Genomic DNA, 21,416 nt, shown 5'->3' with positions numbered 1-21,416 from the left:
CTGAACCTCCTGGCTAGGTAGGATATGACAACGAAAAGCAGCTTTGGCTTGAAGGTTAGGGAACCTTGAACCAATCGGCGGGTTAGGAGCGCAGTTCTTGAAGGGAGAGAGCGAATGCCAGCCAAGAAAAGCCAGCCTGCAACCGCCACGATTCACGACCAGAAGCTTGAAAGAGGGGCGGGAGGAGAGCTTCATCAGACTGTCGAGGAGGGCAAGACGCGGCTGACCACCGCCCAGGGCGTACCGATAGCCGACGATCAGAACAGTCTCAAGATCGGGTCGCGCGGCCCGGCTCTCATGGAGGATTTTCATTTTCGGGAGAAAATTTTTCATTTCGATCATGAGCGCATTCCCGAACGCGTGGTTCATGCACGGGGATATGGCGCGCATGGCTATTTCGAGAATTATGCGTCGCTGGCCGCCTATACACGGGCAGATCTTTTTCAGCGTGCTGGCGAGAAAACGCCGGTTTTTGTCCGCTTTTCCACGGTGGCGGGCTCAAAAGGATCGTTTGATCTGGCGCGGGACGTGCGCGGTTTCGCCGTCAAATTCTACACCCAGGAAGGAAACTGGGATCTTGTCGGCAACAATATACCGGTCTTCTTCATTCAGGACGCGATCAAATTCCCGGACATCATTCACGCGGTGAAGCCGGAGCCGGATCGCGGTTTCCCGCAAGCGCAATCCGCGCATGACAATTTTTGGGATTTCATCAGCCTCACGCCGGAATCCATGCATATGATCATGTGGGTGATGTCTGACCGCGCCTTACCGCGCTCTTTCCGGTTCATGGAAGGATTTGGGGTCCACACGTTCCGTCTGGTCAATGCCAGTGGCGAACCCAAATTCGTGAAATTCATCTGGAAGCCAATGCTCGGATTGCAATCGGTGCTGTGGAACGAGGCCGTCAAGATCAATGGGGCGGATCCGGACTTTCATCGCCGCGATCTGTGGAACGCCATTCAAGCCGGAGATTTCCCGGAATGGGAACTCAATCTGCAGGTCTTCGACCAGGAATTTGCCGACAGTTTTGATTTTGATGTGCTGGATCCCACCAAGATTATTCCTGAAGAGGTTCTCGCCCCGATACCGGTCGGCCGATTGGTTCTGGATCGCATGCCGGATAACTTCTTTGCCGAGACGGAACAGGTTGCCTTCATGACGCAAAACGTGCCCTCGGGTATCGATTTTTCAGACGATCCCCTGCTTCAGGGGCGCAACTTCTCCTATCTCGACACGCAACTTAAACGACTTGGCAGCACCAATTTCACACATCTGCCGATCAACGCTCCCAAATGTCCGTTTCATCATTTTCAGCAGGATGGGCACATGGCGATGCGAAATCCCGTGGGGCGGGTGAATTATCAGCCCAATTCATGGCAGGAGGAGCCGCGTGAAGACCCGCAGGGAGGTTTCACGACCTATCCGGCCGGGGAACGTGGTGAAAAGCTTCGGCTGCGTCCCGAAAGCTTCGCGGATCACTACAGTCAGGCACGACAGTTTTTTATCAGTCAGACAGAAGTGGAACAGCATCATATCGCCGCCGCGCTGACGTTTGAATTAAGTCGATGCGAGAATGTGAAGATCCGGGAAAGAATGGTTTCACACCTGCTTAACATTGATGAGGGTCTGGCAACCAACGTCGCTGATAAGCTTGGTATTCAGGCGCTGCCCGCTGCTGCGGATACCGCGCTTAGGCCGCGACAGGATCTGGAGCCCTCGCCAGCGCTCAGTATTATCAAAAACGGCCCCGAGAGCTTCGCGGGACGGAAACTCGGCGTTCTGGTGGGCGCAGGCTGTGATGCCGGAATCTTCAACACGCTTAGAGATCGGTTTGCAGGCGGCGATGCCATGGTCGAGGTCGTCGCCCCGCAGGTGGGTGGTGTCGAGGCAGAGGATGGCAGCTTGATTGCTGCGGATTATATGGTCGATGGCGGTCCATCGGTTCTGTTTGACGCAGTCGCACTCGTGCTATCGGAACAGGCTGCAGAGCGCTTATGCGGTGAAGCGACAGCGCGGGATTTCGTGTCGGATGCCTTTGCGCATTGCAAATACATCGCTTTCACGCAAGGTGCCCTGCCGCTGCTGCAACGTGCCGGAATTGATCCAGATATGGATGAAGGGCTGATTTTGCTTGAAGACGAGAAGGCGATCCAGAATTTCTACGCGACCTGCGCAAAATTGCGCGTCTGGGCGCGGGAAACTCCGGTCAAACTGTGATAAGCAGAGCGCCTTCCGCCCGCGCGTTGACGATGGCGGGAGGCACAAATTTTGGTGCCGTCACCACGCAGCTCCTATATTGAACCCTCCTTAAGGAGGGAGCGGTTTATGCATTGCGCAACGATGACTATATGAGTTGAAGGATGGGTGCGCACTTATAGGGCTGGCTTGGTCGTCAAAGCCACCAAACACATTGCGAAGCAATGATAGGTCCGCGCTCCTTAAATCCGCGGCAGCGTGAATAATCGCAACCGCGTGTAGGTTTTTTCGCAGCTAACGACGCGGGTTGGGCAGCGAGAGAAATGACTGGCATTGCTCATCAAACTCGGTTGCGATCAGACCGCGAGCCGCTTCGACGGGGCGTTGGTCGATTTGCTCGACACGGTAGAGCTTTTCGTCGCGAAACGCTGAACTATGGCTTAAGCTGGGCATTGGCTGCTGATCTGTTTCCTGCATGAACTCTGTTGCGGCGGCGACCAGTCTAGCATCGGCGGCAGAGGCAGCCGCGACCAGCCGCCCGCCTGAAATCGGGGCTCGATCCTGTGCTTCGGCTCCTTGCTGGGGAAGCAGGGCAAATAGGTACATTTCGGTCAAGGGTGTGACGGCAATGCCTTGATCTGGTGCTTCGCCCCACTCATTGGGTGGGTTGATATCTCGATATCGCATGGGACACTCCTTTTTGGCGTGATGCCTTGATGGCCGAACCCGGCTGGCAAGCACTTGTTCCCTTTGCTTTGCGAAACCACCCAACGAAAAACCTGTGCAAATGGAACAGTTCCCGCGCGGACGAGTTCGGGGGATGAAAATGAGAACAATGACAACAATGGGAACGGAAACCCGGCGTCCAGTCAGCCATCTCGTTGGCGGGCATGCTCGCAGTTGCAAACAGGGAGAAGACAATGAAGGCGTTAACGTGGCACGGTACTGGCGACATACGTTGTGAGGAAGTCGACGATCCAATCATCCAGGATGAGCGCGATGCGATCATCAAGGTGACAAGCTGTGCCATCTGCGGCTCTGATCTGCATCTTTATGGTGGCTTTGTGCCAGGGATGCATGCCGGCGATATTATGGGCCATGAGACCATGGGCGAGGTGGTGGAGGTCGGCAAAGGAAGCCGCAAGTTGAAGGTGGGCGACCGCATTGTTGTGCCTTTTACGATTTCGTGCGGTGGGTGCCGAATGTGCAGCCGTGGTCTTTTTTCGCTCTGTGAGCGCTCGAATCCAAAAGCTGCCTTGCAGGCTGAGCAGATCGGTTATCCAACGGCGGGTCTCTTTGGTTATTCCGAGCTTTACGGACGTTTCCCAGGTGGGCAGGCGCAGTATCTCAGGGTGCCTTTCGCCGATGTCGGCTCGGTCGTGATACCGGACGGGCTCAGCGATGACCAGGTCCTCTTTTTGTCAGATATTTTTCCAACCGGATATATGGCGGCGGAGAATTGCGACATTCGGCCCGGACAGAGCGTGGTGGTTTTTGGTTGTGGTCCAGTCGGCCTCTTTGCAATCAAGTCGGCCTTTTTATTGGGTGCGGAGAAAGTCATAGCGATTGATACCATTCCAGAACGTCTCGCTTTGGCTCGGCAGGCAGGAGCAGACGTGTTGGATTACACAGATGAGGAGCTTCAGCAGCAGATTATCGATCTGACCAACGGTCAGGGACCGGATGCGGTGATCGAAGCAGTGGGCATGGAAAGTCATGGAGCGGGCGGGGTGATCGAAGCCCTGCAATCAAGCCTTACTGCCAGTGAACGGCCCTATGCCCTTAACCAGGCAATTCTCGCTTGTCGTCCGGGTGGCGTTGTGTCGATCCCCGGCGTATTCGTGGGGTCTGCAGTTCCGACGGCGCTGGGGGCAGTGGTGGGCAAGGGTCTTACCTTGAAGACCGGACAAACCCATGTGCAGCGCTATCTTGAGCCATTGTTGCAATTGATCATAGAGGGGAAGATCGACCCATCCTTTTTGATCACCGACCGCCTGGGCCTTGAAGACGGTCCTGAGGCCTATAAAAGGTTTCGCGACAAACAGGATGGCTGCATCAAGGTTGTGATGAGACCCAATGGCTGAGGGTTGACGGCGAACAAGGCCCGCAATGGAGCGGTGATCAGCGCTTTGCATGATGCTTGCGGTGAGCCCACAGCCTTCGGAGACAACGCCAATCGGGGCCAGCGCGATCGGGCCAGCGAATGAGCCAGAGAGTGGGTTGTGCATCGACTGTTGTTCGCTATCCGCTGTCGCCAGGTAGAAGAGGGCGCCATTTCTGCTTTGCAGAACTTGCCTGCCTGCAAAGTCATGACGGATGGCAACGGCGGATATAACTATTGGTTCCCGCCATGCCGTTGACTGGTTGGACATACCGGGAAAAAGGGTGCCGACCGGCACCCTTGTTGTGATAGTGGATAGTCATCTGAAAACCCGGGAGGCAGAATTTAGCCGATGCCCTTGCCGCCCGTGGCGCCATAGACTTCTCCATTGATGAAGCTTGCTTCATTGGAAGCAAGCAATACATAGATGGGGGCCAGTTCGACGGGTTGACCCGGTCGACCGAAATCGCTGTTCTCACCAAAATGAACGACCTTCTCATCGGGTTGCCCGCCAGAAGGCTGCAGCACCGTCCAGACGGGTCCGGGAGCCACCGCATTCACACGAATGCCCTTTTTGATGAATTGTTTGGCCAGGGCTTTGGTATAAGCAACGATACCGGCCTTGGTCGTGGCATAATCCAGCAGGATTTCCGAAGGCTGGTATGCCTGTATGGAGGCGGTTGTGATCACCGCTGCACCGGCCGGCAGCAATGGTTCTGCCGTTTGAGCGATCCAATGCAGCGCGTAAAGATTGGTCTTCATGGTTCTGTCGAAATCCGCGCTGGTGAGCTCGAAAATCTCTTCACGGAACTGCTGCCGGCCGGCGTTGATAACCAGTATGTCGAGCCCGTCGAGTTGATGCGCCGCCTGTGCGACCATTTCGCGGCACCAGACTTCGTCACTGATGTCACCGGGCAGGGCAACCGCTTTGCGGCCTTCAGCGCGGATCAAAGCGATGACCGACTGCGCATCCTCTTCTTCCTCCGGCAAGTAGGAAATTGCCACATCGGCTCCTTCGCGGGCAAAAGCGATCGCTGCAGCTCGCCCGATGCCGGAATCGCCGCCGGTGATCAGTGCGCGCCGCCCCTCCAATCGATTGTGACCCTGATAGGATTGTTCACCGTGATCGGGTTCGGGCAACATCTTTTCAGCAATGCCGGGTCTTGCCTGGCGTTGCTGGGGAAACGGTGGGGCCGGATAAAGGCTACGTGGATCCTGGAGTGTCGGATTATCAGACATTTTCTCTTCCTTTGCGAATGAGGAAGAAATGGAAATTCAATTCGTTTCTTCCAAATAGCAAAAAAGCGGGCTTTCGCCCGCTTTCTCATTTACAGGTAACGACGGCGTTCGCGCTCGACTTCCTCGGGCGTGTAAGGATCAGCATCGGCGTCAAAACACTGCCAGCCTTCCTCGGTATAAAGCTTGCGACGCGTCGCGACATCCACTCTGTTGGTCCCGGCCAGGATGGCGTCAGCTTCCGCATAGCGCTCGTCGGCGACACGCGCAGTCACAAGCGAGCCACCACGACGCACACTTTCAGCATAAACATGCGCATCCTCTTCCGACACGCCGCTTTCGGTGAGGGCACCAATTAGTCCACCCGCCACACCGCCAACCACGGCGCCGCCAACGGCACCGGTCAGGGTAGCTGCGAGCCAACCGGCAGCAACCACGGGCCCGACGCCAGGAATAGCCATGATGCCTAAGCCAGCGAGAAGCCCGCCCGCACCGCCCACAGCGGCACCGATGCCAGCACCCACACCCGCTCCGGAGCCGGCATTGCTTTCTCTGTCATCGTGGTGGGAGACAATCGAGATATCGTCTGAAGGGAAGCCCGCGCTTTCCAGGCGTGCAACCGCGTCCTGAGCTGCGGAATAGCTATCAAAAAGTCCAGTAACAGTTCGCATATTCTTCTCCCTGGTTCATGAAGGTGTTATTACGACGGGGGGTGGGGATTACATCGCCTTCTTGGTGACGTTACCCTGGTAATCAAGCTGCACTTCCATCTTTTCAGTGCCCTTCATTGCCGAGGCTTCCCAGATACCATCGTCCCGCAGTTTCAAAGCGGTGACATCCTTGTACCCTGCTTCTTCAATGCGGCTCTTGGCCTGATCTTCGGTGAAGCTATTGGCGCCCTTCACCGGTGCATCTGGATTTTTGCTGTCCGGGGTCGAGACTGCCGGGGTTTCCGGTGAAGTGGCACCACTATCCTGTGCAAAGGCAAAAGACGGCGCGACAAGGAACGCGCCAGCAAGCGCTAAAACGCTGATTTTCATGGTTTTTCTCCACTGATGTAATGTCTACACCTACCGAACTCACGCCCGGAGGTTAAGTTCCAAAAAACTTCCACAGAGCCCAAGAATTCCTGATGGGCGGCATATGAAGGGAACAACTGGGAACATGTTGCAGGCGTGGAAGTTTCAGATCTGTCTGGTCGCGATGATGAGGTATTAATTGTGCGTTCCACGTCAACCATTCCTTCTGCCAATATCCACCCTGACTTTTTTACAGGCATTGCGCGTGGCCTAGGGGGTGCTCTGTTATTTGCGCTGCCGATGCTGATGACGATGGAAATGTGGGAGCTTGGTCTTTACGCCAATCCGATGCGGTTGCTGCTGCTTTGCCTGTTGAACATTCCGTTGCTGATCGGGCTTGCTTACCGTATCGGGTTTGAGCGCATGTCGACCTGGTCACAAACGCTGCGTGACGCGGCTATCGCCTTCGCTCTTGGTATTGTGTTGAGCGGAATGATCCTTTGGCTGTTTGGCCTGTTGAGCCGTGAATTGCCGCTGCACCACATGATAGCGATGATTGCCCTGCAAGCCGTTCCAGCCAGTATCGGCGCCTTGCTGGGACGCAGCCAACTCGGCATGCGGTCGGAAGAGGATGACGAAGAGGATGGAGAATATGATGGAGAGAGCGGCTATTTCAATGAGTTGTTTATGATGATCGTTGGAGCGCTTTTTCTGGGGTTGAATGTGGCCCCCACCGAGGAAATGATCCTGATTGCCTACAAGATTGTGCCTGGCCAGGCCGTGCTGATCCTGCTTGTGTCGATCATCATCATGCATGGCTTTGTCTATAGCGTTCATTTCAAAGGCGAGCATCGCGTGCAGGAAGGCGCGCCGTGGTGGAGCTCTTTGGTCCGGTTCACGCTGCCGGGCTATGTGCTGGCATTTGCCACCAGTGCATACACATTATGGACATTTGAACGGCTGGATGACACCTCATTCGCCCAGATGGTGACAACGATTATTGTGCTGTCGTTTCCCACAGCGATTGGGGCGGCATCCGCCCGCCTGGTTTTGTGAGGCAGCGACATGAACAAGCAAATTAACAGGCAGAACAATGAAGCAGCGACCGTTGAAGTCCATTGGAGCGAGTGGCTCGCGGGTGGCCTATCCGCTTTGCTTATCGCCTCGCTGCTTTGCTGGTTGGGGTATCATAGTTATCAATATCAGCCAGACAAAGCCGATTTCCGTGTCGAAGTGACCGGCTATACTGCGGTCGAAAATGGGTATCGGGTCGCTTTTGCAGTTTTCAACTCGTCGCGATCAAGCGCCGCCCAGGTTCGTGTTGTAGGAACCATTGACGAACCGCAAGGGGGCGCGGAACAGGCGATCGCAATCTTCGATTATGTGGCATCACAAGCTCGGTCCTCGGGCGCACTGTTTTTCTTGAACGATCCGCGCAATCGCGCGCCGAAGCTGCGCGTGGTAAGCTATATTGAACCTTGAATTGTTGAGGGTTTCGTCGCAGCGAGGCTTTGCTGAGTGACTGTCCGCTCTCCTCCATGGGGTTGGCGGGTCGCCATGCAAGAAGGATTCAAAAATTCGGTGGTTCTCAAAATTGAGGGAACAGTGTCTTCGCCTTCTTGTTGGGGTGTTTCCAATGACAGGAGTATGAGAGGATGAAGAACCCAGCAAGCCAGAATAGTAACAGGACATCCGACAGGGCAGCGACACTGCCTACAGCCGACGAAGAAACCGGCGGTGCCACTGGGGCTTTGGCAGTGCAACAGCCGCCGCCTTCGCTTCAGGATTCGTCCGGGCAGAGTGATGTTCCGCACCCGGGAACTTGCGGATTCAAGCCGGTCATCTATCTGAAAGCGGGCTGTCCCTATTGCTTTAAGCTGCGTCTTGCATTGCTCGAAGCCGGGTTGATGGACCGCGTTGCGTTTCAGGAATTCGACGCCGACACGCAGGAAGAGAGACACATCCGGACAGAACTCTCCCGGCATTTTTTTGCCCTGAGCTTCCCCACTGCAGAAATCGCACCAGGTCGGTTCGAGAAAGGATCAGACGCGCTCATCCAGCACTTTCTAAGGGATTCAGGCAGATCTGCGAGCCAACTTACAACTTTGCAGGCCTATCTCAAGGGTCCCTTCGTGCAACTCACTGGCCTTTCCCCCGTCACCCATTAGGTCGCTGTTGATGAAGCCACCTCTCGATAGATTGGCCGAGGGGCAAAGAAGGGGAGCGGAAGGCAATCAGCGAAACATCTGGAACAAGCTTCGACCCGGCGAGTTCGGAATGCGGAGGAAGTGACCGATGATTGCAAAAATGACCAGGAAAACAAGATCGAACTTGCCGTCATCCATTGCTGACGGTCTCGCTGAGGCGAGGGACCAGATAGAGCCAGGCGCCGTTCGAGCAGATGGCGGAGACCAAATCCCGACAGAAGAAAATCTGGCGCAGGCTCAATGTCTGAAGAGCCGCAACGACAGTAAGCGGCCGCAGCCGATGCGCCGCTTTCTCAAAGATAATGGGCTAACGATCGCTCTTATCGCGCTGTTTCTTCTGTCGCTGGTGGGTATGGTTGTTGCGGGACTTTCCAATGTAAACGAAACGCTCGTGCGTCATCACCGGGCACCGCTTGGGCTGTTCGAGTACCTTAAGAGCGGGGAATTTCTTTCGGCTCTGTTTGAAAACTGGGAGAGTGAATTCCTGCAGATGGGGGTCTATGTCGTCCTGACCGCGATGCTGTTTCAGCGTGGTTCAGCGGAGTCAAGAGATCCCGATCAGGATCGGGCGCCCTCATCGCAAAGACCATCGCCCGCAGCCAGCCGATTCCACCCTGCTATAGAGTTTCTCTATGCCCATTCGCTGGGCATTGCTCTCTTTGCATTGTTTGCTAGCAGTTTTGTTTTCCACGTAATAGCCAGTTTTCGCGCAGCGCGTGAAGAAGCGGTACAGCATGGCGCAGCTCTGGCGGCATTCTGGCCTTACTTGCTGGATTCGGGCCTATGGTTTGAATCTTTCCAAAACTGGCAGTCTGAATTTATGTCGACGGCCGCGCTGGTTCTCTTATCGATTTATTTGCGTCAGAAGGGTTCGCCCGAATCCAAGCCAGTGCAGGCCAGCAATCACCAAACCGGTGATTGATCGAACCGCCAGAATGGGTGACGCTGTGGAAATTTCGCTTTGGAACAAAGCAACCGGCAAAGGGTTGGTGTTTTGAGAGCTTTGAGGAGAAAACCATGACGACACAACCGCTTCCGCAGGACAATAGCAATCCGTCCAATTTACCGCAGCCCGGACAGTCGCCAGAAATCCCGGACATTCCTCCGGCTACCGTGCCCGAGCAGCAGCCAGATAGTCTTCCCGAACCGCTGGGACCTGACATTCCTGACCGGCCCGAGCCCACGCTTGATGTTCCGGTGCCGGAGCATTCGCCGGAAATCCCGGATATCCCTCCGGCTACCGTGCCCGAGCAGCAGCCAGACAGTCTACCCGAACCGCTGGGACCTGATATTCCTGATCGTCCCGATCCAGCACCCGAGGTTCCGATGCCAGAGGAGGTACCCCCGCCCCCTTTCAATCCAGAAAAACTTGCGCTGTAGTCGCACATGCGAAATCGCTTTTATCGCGGCTCTCGTGAACGTCGCGCTGCGCCGGCTGGAGCCGCGGTGCCGTTTCATGCATGAGCGGTTACGATAAGCGATAGCCATATCGGGGAAGAGCTTTGACCAACGCGGGCCGGCGCCAGCTCCACTTCTTCACAGGAGGTGAGCAAAAGCTTGTGGGCGCCCCGGCTGATGACAGACACGGACACCATTGCAGGGGCCGTGATCCTTTTCTTGGGGTTGTTACCATGCATCGGCCAGCTCCTGCGTTGTCGCAAGCTCCAATTGTTCCGCCAGCCTATGATGGCAGAGTGCGAGGATTGCGTCGTGACTTGCATCGGAGCTACTGCAGACCGCATCCGTCACCAGAATGACGCGATAGCCGCGATCCACGGCTCCAAGAAGGGTCGCAAGTACGCAGAGATCGGTTTCCGCACCACTGACGATCAAGGTGTGGACACGTTTTTTATAGAGGAATTTCTGGAGCAGACCTTGCGTCCAGGGAGAGTAGACGCCCTTGTCCAGAAGAGTGGCCGGCGGGACAAAGCGTTGTAAGGGATCAACAAGATTGAGCAGATCACGGTCCAGAAATTCGAGCGTCACGCTCTGCCATTTGCGGTAATAGCGTTTCCAGGCGCCGACGGCGTCGTCTGGAGAGTGTGGCGGAATAAAGCGCGTGAAGACGGTCCGCTCGGCGCAGATCCCGCAAAGACTGACAATGTTGGGAAGAACCGCCTCCGCCCAGGGCACATGCCACGGCGCTCCGGGGCCGAACAATTTTTGCATGTCGACGCAAAGATGCATGCTCCCAGCACGGAGGTTCCCTTTGGTGATCCCGGTTTCAGGCAGCATTTTGATCTCGCGCTTTCTTTTCAATTGTGCGGCCGGCTCCAATCATCCGCCATTTTCGCGCGGAGTTGGTTGCCGGTTTACCCACCAAACTCCGCCATTCTGTTTTCGTTCCCGCTTTTTACGGCCAGCAGCCGTTCCCGGTCGTGAACCCAACAGCCACAGAGCAACCGCAGCTGAGATCTTCCCTGTACGATATCGTACGGTTGGACCGTCTCTCGGAACCAAAGCCCCGGTCGGGCCTTAAATCAATGGCGGACAGGAGAGAGATGATGTTATCGCAGCCAAATTTCGAAGATGAGTTGATGCAGCTGCTACCGGCACTGACGCAGTTCGCGCGGTCCTTATGCCGCCAATCTGCCGATGCAGAAGATCTTGTTCAGGAGACTTTGGTCAAGGCCCTGAAAAACCGGGAAAAATACCAGCCCTATGGCTCGCTGAAATCCTGGTTGTTCACGATCATGAAAAATAGCTTTTGCAGCCGGTTCAAGCGCGCGCGTCGGGAAACAGCTTTGGGCGATGAAGGGGGGCCGGTCATCAACGCGCCGCAGGAAATGGCGATTGAACTCCAGGACGTTGGGCGCGCTTACACCAAACTCTCGGAGAGCCACCGCAACGTCATCGACATGGTTGTCTTCAATGGTCTGAGCTATCAACATGCCGCCACCCAGAGCGGCTGTACTATTGGCACGATAAAAAGCAGGCTGTGTCGCGCCCGCATGCAATTGGAGTTGGATCTGAATTCAACGTCGTAACGGGTGTTTATTCGGGAAGCATGTCTGGTTCCTGCGCAGCATTGCCATTGGCGGCGAAAACGTCTTGAGACTGTTGCGCTGGACTGATCAAGCGGATCGCCAGATCGCAGACTGCTGATGAATCCCGCAGGCCACTTTCGTAAAGCCGCAACACCTGCTCGGCCAGAACGGCTTCGTCGAGTTGCGGACCGGATAGTTTGAGGGAAGCAAGTGCAACGCAGTTTCGCATGAAGTCGATTTCATCGGGCGCGTAGATTCTGCTCGCTTCGTTAAAAAGGGGCACGGCAAATTCCTCGCTGTTATCAGCCACCCGTTGGTGGGCAGAAATCCAGTATAGCGGATAAAGCACCCCGTTTTTTTTGTCCGATAGCGTACAAAGGCCTTGCTTACCGCTCTAAGCGATGAGGTTGCCAGGCGGAACAAAAGCCTGCCTGGCTTGTTTTGGGTTGAGGGCGGCAAAACAAGGCAAGTTGAAATGACATTCCCGCAGCTGCAGAATATGGAAAACCAGCTTCTTTCGCTCCTTTCGCAAGCTGATTACGACGCGATTGCCGGTCATGCGCGCTTTCTTGAACTTCCGCGCGGGCACATATTGGCGCAGGCCGGCAAGGAGATAGAGGCTGTTTATTTTTTAACGGCTGGAATTGGCTCGGTGATCGTCACCACGCGCGAAGGGCACCGGGCGGAAGCCGGGCTGTTTGGATTTGATGGATATGTGCCGACCTCAGCGGTGGCCGGTGTTGAGACCAGCTCCTATGATGTCATCATGCAGGTAGCGGGACAGGGCTATGCGGTGGCCTATGATCGGTTTCGTGAACGCATGGAGACGAGCCGCAGCTTTTCTCGGGTGATGATCCGGGCGATTGAAGCCTTTTCGGTGCAACTCGCTTCGACAGCGGTGACCAACGCCGTCCACGAGATCAATCAGCGCCTGGCGCGCTGGTTGTTGATGTGTGATGACCGCATTTCAGGCTCGGAAATCGCGTTGACCCATGAGTTTCTCTCCATCATGCTTGCCGTGCGCCGGCCAAGCGTCACGACTTCGCTTCATGTGCTTGAGGGACTGGGATTGATCCGCTCCTTGCGCAACAATATCGTGATCTGGGACCGCAAAGCGCTCGAGGCCTATGCCGGCGGAGCCTATGGTTGGGCGGAACAGGAATATCGCCGGCTGATGCAGGATCTGAATACGAAAGCCAGCGTCCAACCCGCATAAGCACGCTGCGGATCCACGCGGGATCGGTTATTCTTCGCAGGCGACGGCCGATAAGGCATGGAGATGGAAAGCACGCCAATCATTGCCCGGCTTAAGATTTCTCGGCCTCAGCTCTGCGTGGATGGAAATGACGCCGATGAAGGGCTGTGCGTTTTTTCAGCCGTCAGGCTGGCCTGGGCGAAGACAAACCGCGTTCCTCAGGCAACGCCGTAGGTTTGGCGGAGCCCTGGGGAAACGATGTCACTTCTCTTTTGGAGCAACGAAGGCTTGCACAAGCGGAATGTGTTTCCGGTTCCATTTGTTCGTGCGCCCCGAAATGGAAAAGCTTTGTTTGGGATGTCAGAGCTTTGTGCCGAAGAGTTCATGATATTCCTGCTCCGGCTTGCCATAGGCTTCACCGGCAAATTCCTCCAATCCTTTTCTGTCACGAATGGTGATCCGTCCTCGCTCGGAGCGAACCAGTTTCTTTCCCTCAAGCATATGCAGGCTGGTAGTGATGCTGGGTCGCCTGACGCCGAGCATCAAGGCGATAAAATCATGGGTGAGGATAATCTCGTCACCGTCAGTGCGGTCGTGGGTCATCAGAAGCCAGCGGGCAAGGCGCTCATGAATATTTAAATTGACATTGGCCCAGACGGTGTAGGAGACCTGCGAGGAAAAACTCTGAAGGTAACGCGCCAGCAGATTGGCAAACAGGCTATGGCGTTTAATGTGGCTGCGAGCGGCGCGCGCATCGATCCGGTGGCCGTGTCCTCCGACCTGCATCACAATCTGATGGATGCTTTTCTGAGTCCCGACTGCAAGCGAGGTTGGGCCAAACCCTTCGCGACCGAGCATGCCGGCTTCAGCAAGTTTTCCGCTTGCGGGCACTATAATGACAGAACCAATGCCACTACAAAGAAAATAGAGATAATCGATCGGTTGGTCTGCTGCGACGATGACCTGGCCGCGCTCCAGGGTCACTGGCTCAAGGGACGTAAAAATCTCGCAAAATATATCGGGGGGCAGGCTGTTGAGTATTCGGTTCTGCAATTGTCTGACGCCGTCCATGTATCCTACTTTTGGGCATGGAACGCGCTCCGCACCGCATTGCCCCCTCGATTCTGTTTGACGGGGAACAATCTATAACACCCTGATCCGGCGTGGTTTTTCTGTACGATAGCAGACAAACTGGTCCCTGCGCCGTAGCATCGTGGTGATGTTTTTAGAAATTAAAGACAAGCGCTCGAGCAAGCCGCAGATTCACAGAGGCCATGTAGCAATGCATGGTTGCACCCTGCTGATCGCATTGGTCAGTGGACCAGGTCGGATTGACCGAACAATGCGGTGGCGATGGTCGCAAGATCGTCATCCGTGGCACTGAGCACAAAACCTGCGAAGCGCTGCCCATCAAGGCCTGGATGGGCAGCGAGCGCGAAGATGAAGGGAATGCAATAGGTTTCCAGCGCCGCTATAACCGGCAGAACTGCTTCGGGTTCGATTGCAACATCCAGTATGACCGCATCGACTGTTTCGCTTGCCAGCACAGTGAGGCTGGTTTCCGGGGTGCTGACGGGTCCGAGAATTGAGGCTCCAAGCCCCACAAGCTTGGTTTTCGCGTCCTCGGTCAGGAGGAAGCCATCCTCAAAAATTAGTATTTTCTTGCCGCGAAACAAATGCGGCGTGCCAAGCTTTGAATGAACCATTACAGCGAGTTCGCCATGATTGGATGAAAATTACAAGTCATGCGCGTGAACAGATTTTACTCGGTGGATGTTTTTTAGCGGTGACCGTCGACGATCGTGTGAAGTTTGTAGCGGGCACGATGCAGGCGGCTTTTCACGGTACCGACCGAGCAGTCACAGAGTTCGGCTGCCCGTTGATAGGACTTGCCTTCAAAGACCACCAGGGCAAGCACCCGTTTATATTTAACCGGCAAGGTTTCAAGCGCCAGTTGAACCTCATGCGCTTCGAGCGCGTATTCCTGGGACGCTTTGACCACCATATCCTGGGAAACACAATCCAGGATCCCGGGCGCTTCGCGGGTTTGGATCCGAATACGGGTACAGAATGTATTGCGCATGATGGTAAACAACCATGATTTGAGCGGCGCATAGGGTACGTATTTCGCGCGGTTGGCGATCGCCTTGACGAGCGTTTCCTGAACGAGATCGTCGACGTCTTCTCTTTGATTGTAGAATTTGCGCGCGAATGCCCTCAATGCGGGGATCATGGCAACGAGTTGGTCGGGTTCAAGCACACAGTCGGTTGTGCTCTTTTCGGGGGTTCTGCAAGACATTGCTCCAGCCTTTCCGGGCACAGCCCGGTGCGGGCAGCCGAAGCTGCCCTTTCGAGTCTATGAATTTTTATGGCTTTGTTGCCCGGCCTTCACATGCTGCTCATGTGTGCCGCCACGCGAGGACGATGGGTTCTCTTTATTATCGTCACGGTTGCTGGCCTGCTTGCCGGTGTTTTTGTGGCTCTGCTGGCCGGCCTTGACGTGCTGTTCGTGGCTGCCGCCCTGGCTATGATTCTGTGCCATTGTTTTTTCCTTCCCAATTTCATGTTGTAGGATGATGTTTTGTCGCGCGTGACGAGGGTCTAACCCTGCGAAACACTGGATGTTCCGAAATTGCCGTTGTAACATCGTTCACGATTGGCTTTCCGCGAGTTTGGACAGCAGCCGGTGATCGATGTGTCTGACATGCTGGCAAGACGGCTAGCCTCCAAGCGTGCCGTGCAAAGAAGGCAAGCCGTTGGAGCATCTGGCTGGTCCGGTTCGGCGCGGCCGACATCAGCCGCCGCGTCAATATTGACGGGACATCGCGGGAGCATAGGCGGAATGAGGATCTGCGTCGCTAAGGCGACGGGAAACCTTGGCAAACAAGGACAGGCATCACAGAATAGCGGGCTTATTGACGGCCGGTGGCCGAGGGCGGCGTTTGCGAAGGAGAGGAAGCCGGCAGCTTGGCGTCATCGTCCATAAAGCCACGTCCGGGACGCATCTGCCCGTAGAATTCGAACGCAGCCCAGACAAGGAGAGCGAGAACAAGGCTCATCACAAGAACGAGCAGCACCGGACGGCCTTTAGACCCTTGACGTGCCTTGATCGGGTCAATCTTTTTCATCGTTCGAGCCCTCTGGCACGGCGATCCCTTTCGATCTCTTCAAAGGTCAAAGGCGGCATTGTACGATCAAATGCTATCCAACCCTCCGCCACATAGAGATCGCGGCGCTCGTCGATCTTCACACTGCCCCATTCATCGAGCAGTGCTTCCACCTTATTGACCTCCGCTTCATCACAACGCGTGAGCAACAGCGTACTGCCGCGACGCAGTGCTTCGCTGTATGTATCAGCCATGCGTTCGGAAATGTCATGTTGTGGCAGGGTGTTAACGATGCTTGTGAGTTCGGAAGCATTGCGCGCGGATCCCGCCACGCCAACAAGAGAGGCGGTGACCCAACCAATCACAGCCACCTCACCGATTCCCGGCAGCGAGATGATCCCCAAGGCGTCAAGGGTGTGACTGTCGTGCGGGGACGGTTGCGCTGCGGCATCGTTCAGGCATTCAACCGATTGCGGGGCCCCGCAAATCCTGGCTTGCTGGACTCCCTGCAAGACCACATTGTTGGTGATTAGGCTCACATGCTCTGCTTCTATTCCGGCTTCCCGTAAGGCTGACATCGCATCATAGGCTTCATCAAAGCTGTCAAAAAGTCCACTCACACAAGCCATTGCGCCTTCCTTTGAAAAATATGCGTCGGTCAATCTCTTTTGGTCTGCTTTCCTGGTCCGTTTGCGTGCGAGGAGCGCGAGCAATTTCCGGGATTAGCAACGCGCTGATCGGGTGATCTTGGTCGGCCCGGACGCTCTCGCGCCCGGGCAAGCATTTAGAATCAGCCTGATGAGGTCAGGCGGCCTGAGCGGTGACGTTTGCCGAAGTTTCGGCGAGCGAGGACAGATCCTTGTCCGTCTGACCTTCTTCCTGCAAGGTTGCATCGAGAAGCTTGGCGACATCCTTATGGCCCAGGGTTTCAGCCCAGCGTTTGAGTGTGCCATAACGGGTGATCTCGTAATGCTCGACCGCCTGGGCAGCCGAGATCAAACCCGCGTCAAGCGCTGGGCTGTCGGAAAACTCCTCCATGATTTCTTCGCCTTCCGCGATGATGCCTTCGATGGCGTCACAGGTTTTGCCCTGCGCGCGCTTGCCGAGCAGTTCGAAACATTGCTGCAGGCGCTCGACATGGGTTTCAGTTTGTTCCCGGTGGGTTTCGAACGCCGCTTTCAGCTTGTCATCATTTGCGGCGCGCGCCATTTTTGGAAGCGCTTTGAGGATCTTGCGTTCGGCATAGTAGATATCTTTCAAAGTGTCATAAAACAGATCATCAAGATTACGTTGCTTTGCTTTGGCCATTTTCCGGCTCCTCCATTAAATTGCGCGTGGTTAAGCGATGCCTGTTGCATGCGCATATTGACCGAACCTCCAGGAGGCAGCTTTGTTTCATGCCTCGGGTTAAATTTCTGAAGAAATATCGGAGGCCCGGAGGTGGGCCTTGCGGATGATGCGGTGCGGTCGTCGTCAGCGCGCCTAACGCTTTGGCGGTCGAGGCGAGATGCGGCTATCGGCAGATAAGCAGCTGAACGCGCGGCCGAAGATTCCAAATTGGGCGTTTAGGTTTATTGCGTGAGATGAGCGATCTTGGTGCTCAGCTGACAGTGCAAGCCGTCGGGGTGAAAATTCAGCTCAACGTTACCACTGATTTCTCCTGCGAGGACGCCCTCGATGAGTTTGCTGCCAAAGCCTCTGCTTTTGGGAGCGGAGACGCTGGGACCGTCTTTTTCTCTCCAGACAAAATTGAGTTGCTGCGATGCTGGATCGCAGGCCCAGGTGACGTCGACAGAGCCACCCGGCACTGAAAGCGCACCATATTTCGACGCATTGGTCGCCAATTCATGCAGGCCGAGAGAAAAGGCCATGGCAGCGCGTGAAGAAACGTCGATCTTCGGACCATTGATCGCAAAATTGGAAAGACCGAATGGTAACAGCGCCTCCTCCACCAGTTTGTCGAGTTCTGCCGCCTGCCAGACATCGGCGGTGAGAAGATCGTGGGTTCGGGCCATGGCGCCTAGTCGGGCTTCAAAGGTTTGATAGGCGCTTTTATGACTGGGATTGCGAAAGGTCTGGCGTGCCAAAGCCTGGACGGTGGCCAGGACATTCTTGATACGATGCTTCATCTCGCCCAGAATTGCCTGCTGCAACTGTTCGGACTTTTTTCGGTCGCTGATATCATGGGCGCTTTTGGACGCACCAATGATGCGTCCATTGCCATCCCGGACCGGCGATACCGTCAACTGAACATCCAGTCGCGCGCCGTTCTTGTGCAGCCGCACTGTTTCATGGGGTGCGACGGCGAGACCGCGCGAGATTTTTTCAATGATCTCTACCTCTTCGGTCATCCTGTCGGATGGGAGCAGCATAGTGACTTTGCGCCCGATAGCCTCGTCAGTGCTGTAGCCATAAAGACGTTCCGCGCCGTGATTCCAGCTCAGAATGCGCATTTCGAGATCAGTGCTCAGAATTGCGTCATGGGAAGAAGAAACGATTGCCGCCAGCTGACTTTCCAGTTCCTGCGCGCGCAATTGTTCCGTGATGTCGATAATCGTCCAGACAGCATGGGTTATAAGGCCGGTGTCGTTGCGCACCGGGCTTGCCGCACAACTGACAGGCGTGTGGCGACCATTGGCGCCGAGCAGGCTGAATCGATGAAGAAAGCTTTCTCCGTTGGTGAACAGCGCTTTGAGTGAAGTCCGGTAAGCTTCCCGATCAGCGGGTTCAAGCACGGCATCCAGCCCGCCAGCCAGCAGGATTTCCTCACGATGGCTGGAAAGCGCGCAGAGCCGAGGATTGACCTTAATCAGCCTGCCCGTGCGCTCGCTCAGGGCTATTCCGGCATCCGTTTGAGAGAAGAGGAGCTCCAGTCGCTGCTGGTTTTCGGTGAGCTTGCGCTGCGCGATGACGCGCGATGTGGTTTCATTGACGATGCAAAGCACGCCCAAGGCACCATTGTCAGAAACGCTGATCGGAGAATAGGAAATATCGAAATAAACGGTTTCGGGATAGCCGAAGCGCTCGATGCGAAAAGGGCGGTTCTGCGCGGAAACGGTCTGACCTGTTTCAAGCACGGTTTCAAGCAATGGTTTCAGATCATCCCACAATTCCGACCAGTTCTCCTGGGCCGGTCGACCGAAGGCTGCGGGATGTTTGTGACCGATGGTTGGACGATAGGCATCATTATAAAGCGCGATAAACTGGGGACCCCAGAAAATGACAATCTGCGCGTCGGAGGGAAGGGCGAGATCCAATGCGCAACGCAGGGCAGGCGGCCAGCTATCCATCGGGCCAAGGGGACTTGTGGGCCAGTCCATTGTCCCAAGCAGGCGACGACAGTCAGGGATGTCCGCCAATGCGTTGGGAGCAGTTGCGCTTGCCGCATGCGTGGTGGAGATCAATGGTGCAACTCGATCCTGCATAAATTTGTTATCGCTCACAGTCCGCTCCGGCGAGAAATTCCAAAACAATCTCAAACAGGAGATGACGGAAGATTAGCGTTTTTTCAGAAAACGACAACAGTGTTTCCGCCCGTTGGAAAGCAAAGAGGGATAGGCTTGACCGTCAGGACGTTCGCTTCGCTGCGCTGAGAGGGTTGTTCGTAAGGTGAAACGGTGGAAGATGTCTTGAGCGGGCGAAATCCTCGGCAAATGAGATGTCGTCTTCCGTGATCACCGGGACCGGATCGGAGAGGATGGCGCGCAGTGACTCGATGCTCACAGTTTCGTTTTGAAGGGCTGATTCCAGGGCGCCACGGGTTTCGCGCTCAGCCCGCAGCAGCGCTGCGAGTGCCAGGATCAAACGATCTTTCCTGTCGACGTTTCTCATCAAAGCCTCCATGCACCGCGAATTTTCTCATAACGAACAGCGAACGCCTTGGTTCCCTTGCATTGTTTCGCGCGGAGATAGGTGAAATGCTTGACGCCGCTCGCAGGCTTGTTGAGAAGAACGATCGACTACGATGGAGACATCCCGAGATTGGGTTGATGCAGAATGTGAAAAGCGCGCAGGGTGGCGCCAACTGCAATAGGGGAACTCTCTAAAAAGACATGGTTTCCGCGACACCGGGTTCAATGGTGTCTGCGGCAGAGAGATGTCGACTGTCGGTGGGCATCTTGATCCGCAGTCGATATCCGCAATAGAGGGGCGTTGAATGGTTTGCAGCGACAGGGAACCATTTTCAACAGGATGGGTTGTTCAGCATGGAAACGGGCGCAGCATATCAATGCTGTTGCCTGATCGAAATGGTTACAGCAGGAGGGAGGAAAATCGATGGGATGGTTATTTTTCTGGATCGTGTTGGTGGGTCTCCCCTTGTTGCTGGGCTTTGGATTTGCCTTTGAGAAAATTTTGAAAAGGATCGGCAGGGCGAGTTCGCACGAGGATGGAGCGTAACAATGGCACCGCGCGCAAACTGGAAGGGGCAGATCAAGGTCGACGAACTGCTGTGTCCGGTCGCGCTTTACACGGCGGCGTCAACATCGGACCGGATTTCCTTCCATCTGATCAATCGGAAGACGGGCAATCGGCTCAGTCGCGAATTTGTCGACAGCGACACCGGCAAACCGGTCGACCGCGAGGATCAGGTCAAGGGATATGAGATCGCCTCGGGGACCTATGTCAGTTTTAACGACGACGAAATCGCTGCGGCTGTGCCTGAAACCGACAAGACGCTTAATGTGCTGTGCTTTATTGCCTGCGACGCGATTGATGATGTTTATCTTGACCGGCCTTATTACCTGGCGCCGAATGACGACAATCAGCAAGCCTACAACTTGCTACGCGAGGCGATGCAACTGCAAAAAGTTGGGGCGATTGCCGAGGCGGTGTTGTTTCGGCGCGCTCGCAAACTGCTGATCCGCGCATATGGTGAGGGGCTTCTCGCGACCACGCTGAATTTCGACTACGAGGTGCGCTCGACCAAGGAAGCGTTTTCAGACATTGGCAGTTTCAAGTTCGACAAGGAAATGCTCGATCTCGCCAGGCATATTATCGATACCAAGATGGGCAGTTTTGATCCGGCCGGTTTTGATGACCATTATGATACGGCGCTGGCCGATCTGATTAAGGCTAAAATTGCAGGCAAACCGTTCAAGAAACCGGCGCCAGCGAAATCCGCGCAGGTCATTGATCTCAAGGAAGCGCTGCGTAAGAGCGCTGAAGGAGCAGGTGGGAACAAGAAATCGGTTGGCCGAAAACCGGCTGCCAAGAAAACGCCCGCGAAGCAGGGTGGGGCCAAAAAGGCGAGCTAAAGAATTGAAACCCGCTTGCTGCAACGATCAGCTGCTTTCTTCTTCTTTCGCCAATCGTGTGATTTCGCGGTGAAACTTAAGCTTTGCTTGAGCTGATCAGAAGCTGATCA

Annotated in this window: 25 protein-coding genes; 10 read left to right on the top strand and 15 right to left on the bottom strand. The window is 55.3% G+C overall.

The features are described from left to right. The first annotated feature begins 114 nt into the window (after nt 1-114). Nucleotides 115-2,220 (top strand): catalase, encoded by a 2,106-nt coding sequence (gene katE, locus FHY56_RS13800; protein ID WP_140905749.1) that lies wholly within the window; start codon nt 115-117, stop codon nt 2,218-2,220. A 273-nt stretch (nt 2,221-2,493) separates the two neighbouring features. On the opposite strand, the gene FHY56_RS13795 is transcribed toward katE, so the two are convergent. After that, complete coding sequence (locus tag FHY56_RS13795) at nt 2,494-2,886, bottom strand: hypothetical protein (RefSeq protein WP_140905748.1); 393 nt, start codon at nt 2,884-2,886, stop codon at nt 2,494-2,496. A gap of 233 nt (nt 2,887-3,119) precedes the next feature. Here FHY56_RS13795 and FHY56_RS13790 point away from each other — a divergent pair, with 233 nt between their 5' ends. Then, nucleotides 3,120-4,283 carry a zinc-dependent alcohol dehydrogenase gene (locus FHY56_RS13790; RefSeq protein ID WP_140905747.1) on the top strand — a complete coding sequence of 388 codons (1,164 nt, stop codon included), beginning with the start codon at nt 3,120-3,122 and terminating at the stop codon, nt 4,281-4,283. Between the two features lie 362 nt (nt 4,284-4,645). On the opposite strand, the gene FHY56_RS13785 is transcribed toward FHY56_RS13790, so the two are convergent. From FHY56_RS13785 to FHY56_RS13775, 3 genes are all read right to left on the bottom strand, one after another. Next, entirely contained in the window at nt 4,646-5,539 is an 894-nt protein-coding gene (locus FHY56_RS13785; protein WP_094574764.1) for an SDR family oxidoreductase, read from the bottom strand. 89 nt (nt 5,540-5,628) lie between these two features. Continuing rightward, nucleotides 5,629-6,207 carry a general stress protein gene (locus FHY56_RS13780; RefSeq protein WP_140905746.1) on the bottom strand — a complete coding sequence of 193 codons (579 nt, stop codon included), beginning with the start codon at nt 6,205-6,207 and terminating at the stop codon, nt 5,629-5,631. Nucleotides 6,208-6,255: 48 nt separating this feature from the next. Continuing rightward, the gene (locus FHY56_RS13775; protein WP_079211041.1) at nt 6,256-6,576 is read right to left on the bottom strand and encodes a hypothetical protein; all 321 of its coding nucleotides are present in this window, start codon (nt 6,574-6,576) and stop codon (nt 6,256-6,258) included. Between the two features lie 177 nt (nt 6,577-6,753). On the opposite strand from FHY56_RS13775, the gene FHY56_RS13770 reads away from it, so the two are divergent. From FHY56_RS13770 to FHY56_RS13750, 5 genes are all read left to right on the top strand, one after another. Then, on the top strand, nt 6,754-7,611 hold the full coding sequence (locus tag FHY56_RS13770; protein WP_167382744.1) for a TIGR02587 family membrane protein: 858 nt from the start codon (nt 6,754-6,756) through the stop codon (nt 7,609-7,611). Nucleotides 7,612-7,620: 9 nt separating this feature from the next. Next, the gene (locus FHY56_RS13765; RefSeq protein WP_140905745.1) at nt 7,621-8,037 is read left to right on the top strand and encodes a TIGR02588 family protein; all 417 of its coding nucleotides are present in this window, start codon (nt 7,621-7,623) and stop codon (nt 8,035-8,037) included. Between the two features lie 173 nt (nt 8,038-8,210). Continuing rightward, nucleotides 8,211-8,723 (top strand): thioredoxin domain-containing protein, encoded by a 513-nt coding sequence (locus tag FHY56_RS13760; RefSeq protein ID WP_094574773.1) that lies wholly within the window; start codon nt 8,211-8,213, stop codon nt 8,721-8,723. A gap of 319 nt (nt 8,724-9,042) precedes the next feature. After that, nucleotides 9,043-9,684 (top strand): DUF6766 family protein, encoded by a 642-nt coding sequence (locus FHY56_RS13755; RefSeq protein ID WP_140905806.1) that lies wholly within the window; start codon nt 9,043-9,045, stop codon nt 9,682-9,684. A gap of 95 nt (nt 9,685-9,779) precedes the next feature. Beyond that, on the top strand, nt 9,780-10,142 hold the full coding sequence (locus FHY56_RS13750) for a hypothetical protein (protein WP_140905744.1): 363 nt from the start codon (nt 9,780-9,782) through the stop codon (nt 10,140-10,142). Nucleotides 10,143-10,388: 246 nt separating this feature from the next. Here the strand turns inward: FHY56_RS13750 and FHY56_RS13745 are convergent, their stop codons facing one another. Next, the gene (locus tag FHY56_RS13745) at nt 10,389-10,997 is read right to left on the bottom strand and encodes a cysteine hydrolase family protein (RefSeq protein ID WP_094574777.1); all 609 of its coding nucleotides are present in this window, start codon (nt 10,995-10,997) and stop codon (nt 10,389-10,391) included. 266 nt (nt 10,998-11,263) lie between these two features. On the opposite strand from FHY56_RS13745, the gene FHY56_RS13740 reads away from it, so the two are divergent. Beyond that, on the top strand, nt 11,264-11,749 hold the full coding sequence (locus tag FHY56_RS13740; RefSeq protein WP_235889505.1) for a sigma-70 family RNA polymerase sigma factor: 486 nt from the start codon (nt 11,264-11,266) through the stop codon (nt 11,747-11,749). A 7-nt stretch (nt 11,750-11,756) separates the two neighbouring features. On the opposite strand, the gene FHY56_RS13735 is transcribed toward FHY56_RS13740, so the two are convergent. After that, a complete protein-coding gene (locus tag FHY56_RS13735; RefSeq protein WP_140905742.1) occupies nt 11,757-12,032 on the bottom strand; it encodes a hypothetical protein in 276 nt (91 codons plus the stop codon). Between the two features lie 192 nt (nt 12,033-12,224). Here FHY56_RS13735 and FHY56_RS13730 point away from each other — a divergent pair, with 192 nt between their 5' ends. Continuing rightward, nucleotides 12,225-12,965: a Crp/Fnr family transcriptional regulator gene (locus tag FHY56_RS13730; protein ID WP_140905741.1), complete on the top strand. Its 741-nt coding sequence runs from the start codon at nt 12,225-12,227 to the stop codon at nt 12,963-12,965. A gap of 339 nt (nt 12,966-13,304) precedes the next feature. Here the strand turns inward: FHY56_RS13730 and FHY56_RS13725 are convergent, their stop codons facing one another. The 9 genes from FHY56_RS13725 to FHY56_RS13685 form a co-directional block, all read right to left on the bottom strand. Beyond that, the gene (locus FHY56_RS13725; RefSeq protein WP_168927609.1) at nt 13,305-14,015 is read right to left on the bottom strand and encodes a Crp/Fnr family transcriptional regulator; all 711 of its coding nucleotides are present in this window, start codon (nt 14,013-14,015) and stop codon (nt 13,305-13,307) included. Nucleotides 14,016-14,257: 242 nt separating this feature from the next. Continuing rightward, on the bottom strand, nt 14,258-14,650 hold the full coding sequence (locus FHY56_RS13720) for a response regulator (RefSeq protein ID WP_094574783.1): 393 nt from the start codon (nt 14,648-14,650) through the stop codon (nt 14,258-14,260). 74 nt (nt 14,651-14,724) lie between these two features. Beyond that, nucleotides 14,725-15,243, bottom strand: a complete 519-nt coding sequence (locus FHY56_RS13715) for an RNA polymerase sigma factor (RefSeq protein ID WP_140905740.1) — start codon at nt 15,241-15,243, stop codon at nt 14,725-14,727. Between the two features lie 57 nt (nt 15,244-15,300). After that, nucleotides 15,301-15,486 carry a hypothetical protein gene (locus FHY56_RS13710; RefSeq protein ID WP_094574787.1) on the bottom strand — a complete coding sequence of 62 codons (186 nt, stop codon included), beginning with the start codon at nt 15,484-15,486 and terminating at the stop codon, nt 15,301-15,303. A gap of 370 nt (nt 15,487-15,856) precedes the next feature. Further along, on the bottom strand, nt 15,857-16,072 hold the full coding sequence (locus tag FHY56_RS13705) for a hypothetical protein (RefSeq protein WP_094574791.1): 216 nt from the start codon (nt 16,070-16,072) through the stop codon (nt 15,857-15,859). Next, nucleotides 16,069-16,713 carry a hypothetical protein gene (locus FHY56_RS13700; protein ID WP_140905739.1) on the bottom strand — a complete coding sequence of 215 codons (645 nt, stop codon included), beginning with the start codon at nt 16,711-16,713 and terminating at the stop codon, nt 16,069-16,071. The genes FHY56_RS13705 and FHY56_RS13700 overlap by 4 nt, the downstream gene beginning before the upstream one ends. 142 nt (nt 16,714-16,855) lie before the next feature. Beyond that, nucleotides 16,856-17,359, bottom strand: a complete 504-nt coding sequence (locus tag FHY56_RS13695; protein WP_140905738.1) for a YciE/YciF ferroxidase family protein — start codon at nt 17,357-17,359, stop codon at nt 16,856-16,858. 263 nt (nt 17,360-17,622) lie between these two features. Next, nucleotides 17,623-19,494, bottom strand: coding sequence for a PAS domain-containing sensor histidine kinase (locus tag FHY56_RS13690; protein WP_235889504.1), 1,872 nt, complete (start codon nt 19,492-19,494; stop codon nt 17,623-17,625). Between the two features lie 124 nt (nt 19,495-19,618). Then, complete coding sequence (locus FHY56_RS13685) at nt 19,619-19,882, bottom strand: hypothetical protein (RefSeq protein ID WP_140905737.1); 264 nt, start codon at nt 19,880-19,882, stop codon at nt 19,619-19,621. A 569-nt stretch (nt 19,883-20,451) separates the two neighbouring features. Between FHY56_RS13685 and ku the strand changes: the two genes are divergently transcribed. Beyond that, nucleotides 20,452-21,306 carry a non-homologous end joining protein Ku gene (gene ku, locus FHY56_RS13680; RefSeq protein ID WP_140905736.1) on the top strand — a complete coding sequence of 285 codons (855 nt, stop codon included), beginning with the start codon at nt 20,452-20,454 and terminating at the stop codon, nt 21,304-21,306. Nucleotides 21,307-21,416 lie beyond the last annotated feature (110 nt).

This window comes from Brucella gallinifaecis (assembly GCF_006476605.1).
Lineage (GTDB): Bacteria > Pseudomonadota > Alphaproteobacteria > Rhizobiales > Rhizobiaceae > Brucella > Brucella gallinifaecis.
Note: the sequence above shows the minus strand (reverse complement) of the source record. Positions and strands in the feature narration are given on the sequence as shown.